3 protein-coding genes and 1 pseudogene are annotated in these 3,769 nt (G+C 67.1%); 3 read left to right on the top strand and 1 reads right to left on the bottom strand.

Annotated elements, in window-relative coordinates; genetic code table 11:
* The 3 genes from AC27VN_RS35490 to AC27VN_RS35480 all read left to right on the top strand — a co-directional run.
* The coding region (locus tag AC27VN_RS35490; RefSeq protein WP_490879650.1) for a DUF6351 family protein at positions 1-2,046 on the top strand (2,046 nt) is incomplete at its 5' end.
* Between the two features lie 302 nt (positions 2,047-2,348).
* Complete coding sequence (locus AC27VN_RS35485; protein ID WP_490879649.1) at positions 2,349-2,570, top strand: hypothetical protein; 222 nt, start codon at positions 2,349-2,351, stop codon at positions 2,568-2,570.
* 25 nt (positions 2,571-2,595) lie between these two features.
* The gene (locus tag AC27VN_RS35480) at positions 2,596-3,216 is read left to right on the top strand and encodes a 2'-5' RNA ligase family protein (RefSeq protein WP_490879648.1); all 621 of its coding nucleotides are present in this window, start codon (positions 2,596-2,598) and stop codon (positions 3,214-3,216) included.
* Positions 3,217-3,241: 25 nt separating this feature from the next.
* Here AC27VN_RS35480 and AC27VN_RS35475 read toward each other — a convergent pair.
* A pseudogene (locus tag AC27VN_RS35475) lies at positions 3,242-3,769 on the bottom strand (hypothetical protein); the annotation flags it as partial.

The raw sequence follows: 3,769 nt of genomic DNA, 5'->3' as shown, positions 1-3,769 counted from the left end.
CGCACGCTGTCGTCCAGGCCCGAGATGGTGAGCGGCGGCGACACGCTGCTCGAGGTGCGCGCGCCCGAAGGCGTGGCGACCGACAAGGTGCGCGTGAGCCTCAACGGCAAGGACGTGAGCGCGCAGCTGAGCACGCGCGATGCCGCCACGCGCACGCTGCGCGGCCTGGTCACGGGCCTCGCCGAAGACCCGGCCTCGGCCACCGGCAAGGACAACCTGATCGTCGTGACCAACGCCGACAAGCCCGAGCAGCGCACCGAGCTCAAGCTGGTCAACTACCCGATCACCGGCCCGATCCTCTCGGGCCCGCACATCGCGCCCTACGAATGCCGCACGGTGCAGAACGGCCTGGGCATGCCGCTCGATGCCAACTGCTCGGCCACCACGCAGGTGGTCTGGTACTACCGCAGCAAGGGCGGCAGCTTCAAGCCGCTGGCCGATCCGACCGGCACGCGGCCCGCCGACCTGGCCGACACCACCACCAACGACGGCGTCACCGTGCCCTACATCGTGCGCGTGGAGTCGGGCACCATCAACCGCGGCGTGTACCGCCTCGCGGTGCTCGACAACCCCGCGAAGGACGCGCCCGCCACCTGGAAGCCCGGCAAGGGCTGGAACAGGAAGCTGGTGCCCTACTTCGACTGCTGCGGCTCGGCCCAATACAACCAGGGCGTGCACCCGATCGAGTCGATCCTCGACCCGATCGCCGACATCTACCTGTCGCGCGGCTTCGCCTTCTTCAACTCGACCGAGCTGTGGAACAACCAGCACGCGAACCCGCACCTGCAGGGCGAGACGCTGATGATGATCAAGGAGCACGTGATCGAGGAATTCGGCGAGGTGCCGAAGTGGACCGCGGGCATCGGCGGCTCGGGCGGCGCGATCCAGCAGTACCTGATCGCGCAGCTCTACCCGGGCCTGCTCGACGGCATCCAGCCGATCGTCTCGTTCCCCGAGACGCTGATGCCCGAGGTGATGGAGTGCCGGCTGCTCAACAACGTCTACGGACTCGACATGGCGACCTGGACGCCGGCCAAGCAGGTCGCGGTCAATGGCTTCAACCAGGGCACCTGTGGGGCCTGGGATGCGTCTTTCGCAAGCATCATCAAGTCCGACAACGCGGTGGGCTGCGGCTTCCTCGAGCCCGGCAATGCGGCCAACGTGTTCAACCGCGCGACCAACCCGAACGGCGTGCGCTGCGACCTGTTCCAGACCAACGTCAACCTGCTGGGCAAGCGCCCCGGCACGCAGGAAGCGCGTCGCCCGATCGACAACATCGGCGTGCAGTACGGCCTGGCCGCGCTCAACAAGGGCACGATCTCGGTGAAGGAGTTCCTCGACCTCAACGAGAAGGTCGGTGGCTACGACCGCGACGGCAACGTGCAGGCGGCACGCTCGCAGGCCGATGCCGGCGCGCTCGAGGCGACCTATTCGGGCGGCTTCAAGAACAGCTTCTCGGGCCCGGGCCTTGCGAACATCCCGATCATCACGCAGCGCGGCAATGCCGATGCGACCGGCGACATCCACGACACGCTGCAGGACCTGATCATCCGCGCGCGGCTGCAGCGCGCCAACGGCCGCAGCGACAACCAGATCATCTGGACGCTGGGTTCGACCTCAGCCGTGAACTACATCGCCGCATCGATCGACCTGATGAACAAGTGGCTCGACAACATGGCGGCCGACAGCGCCGCGGCCTCGACCGACAAGGTGGTGCGCAACAAGCCCGCGGGCGCCAACGACGCCTGCTGGGACAAGAGCGGCACGCGCATCGACGAGGTCGCGTCGCAGGACCCGGCAGCGAAGTGCAACGTGGTCTATCCGCGCTTCAGCACGCCACGCATCGTGGCCGGTTCGCCGCTCGTGAACGACGTGCTCAAGTGCCAGCTCAAGCCGGTCGCGATGGCCGACTACACGGCGACCTTCAGCGGCGCCGAGGAGACGCGGCTCAAGACCATCTTCCCGGCCGGCGTGTGCGACTGGAGCAAGCCGGGCGCGGGGCAGCAGCCGCTGAAGGGAAGCTACCTGCGCCTGCCGCTGGGCTGACAAGATGTGAATAAACCTGCTGCGCGCCCCGATCTCGCACCTGCGGTCCTCACCGTACAGAGTACGGCTGCGGTCCTCGGCGCGACCTCGGGGCGCTCGCGACGGTTTCTTCACACCTTGTGAAGGTTTCACGATGGGGATTTCGGGGCTCTTCGGAGCCCCTTTTTCGTGGCGCGGCGCGGGGCGTTCGCGCGATAGGAATTCCCCATCCGCGCCGGCTTCGGGCAAGGAGTTTTAACTGTACGTCCATACAGCATTTCTCTAGAATGCCTCGTCTCCAAGAACAACTTCGAGGCGACCGCATGACCACCGCCAATCCGCCCGCAGCCGCTGCGCGCATCCTCTTCTTCTCACGCCCCACGCAGCCGCAGCCCGCCCCACGGCTGCGCGCCACGGGACGCCTCTCGACCTGGCCGTTCCGCGTGCTGCGGCACAACGAACAGGGCGATCCGCACGACATCAAGGCGCAGGCTGCGCGGGTGTTGCGGACGACGGCGGAGCAGTGGTGGCCGAAGGTGGATTGATCCGTTCGTCGTCCGAGCACGCCAGATGACATCCGACAGGGAAGACATGCCGAGCGGCACCCGATTGCTGATCGGGTTGTTTCCGGACGCCGAGGTTCGGTCGGCGATCGCAATGCACCGCGACCAATCGCTATGGCCTCGCAACGCGCACTTTGCCCCTCTCCCGCACCTTCATCTGACGCTGGGCTATGTCGACGACAGCGGTGAGCTGCTCTACGCGCCCCGGCTCGTGGCCGCCTTGAGCGAAGTGCCCGTCCGTGGGCTCAAGCTCGTGCTCGATCAATCCTGTACCTGGATCTACAAGGAAGCCACCCCCACGGAAAAAGGCAAGGCGATATCCGTGTTTCGGCCCGCACCGCATGACGGCCTGAGTGACCTGCACGAATGCGTTCAGCGCGCGCTGCAGAAGGCCGAATTGCAGGATGACGTCAGAGGCTGGACGCCTCACATCACCTTTGCTCGCAATTCGGAGCGCGCTGCCTATCCCGCGCTGGAGCCGATTCCCTGGCTCGCGGGCGATTTGCGCTTGGTCCGCTCTCGCTTCGATGGCCGGTTTTTTCGCCACGAGCCACTGGCCTCGTTCTTCGCAACGGGCGATATCCGCATCGCGCCCGTCATTCGAGAGAATCTTCAGCGCCTCTGCTGAGCTTCAGCCGCACGATCCGCAGGCCTCACACCAGCAAGTCCTGCACGTCCTCATCGAACCCCGCCATCGGCTGCGCCTTCGCGAGCGCGAGCCACACCGCAAACGGAATCCGCTCGAAGCTGCGATGCACCGCGGCACGCGCGACCACGAGGCGTTCGCCCTCGAGCACCATCACGCCGCATTCGGCCGGCACCTCCTCGGGCGTGGCGATGCAGCGGCCGCGCGCGTCGTTGCCCAGCACGTACCAGCACTCGCCGCCGAGGTCGAGGTAGGCCGCGCGCTTGTCGGGCTTGCGCAGGTCGCCCAGCAGGTCGGCGCGGCTCACCTTCACCTCGTGCACGATCGGGTGCGCATAGGCCTCGACGCTGGTGTTGCGGATCGAGAAGACATCGGGCCTGGCCATGCACCAGCGTGCCTTGCCCCCCTCCTCCACCGGCGGCAGCTTCGCGCGCAGGCTCAGGCCGCGCCAGGCGATGCGGCCGCCGCGCGTCATCTCGCGCGCCACGCGTTCCACCAGCGCCTCGTGCGGCGACAGCGCCGCGCGGTTGATCGT

This window comes from Variovorax sp. 20P10.2.4 (assembly GCF_058244205.1).
This window is presented reverse-complemented; position numbering and strand designations above follow the sequence as displayed.

Bases quoted from the DNA above. Each gene is read 5' to 3' on its own strand.
- AC27VN_RS35485 (WP_490879649.1), top strand. From the start codon at position 2,349: ATGACCACCGCCAATCCGCCCGCAGCCGCTGCGCGCATCCTCTTCTTC.
- AC27VN_RS35480 (WP_490879648.1), top strand. From the start codon at position 2,596: ATGACATCCGACAGGGAAGACATGCCGAGCGGCACCCGATTGCTGATC.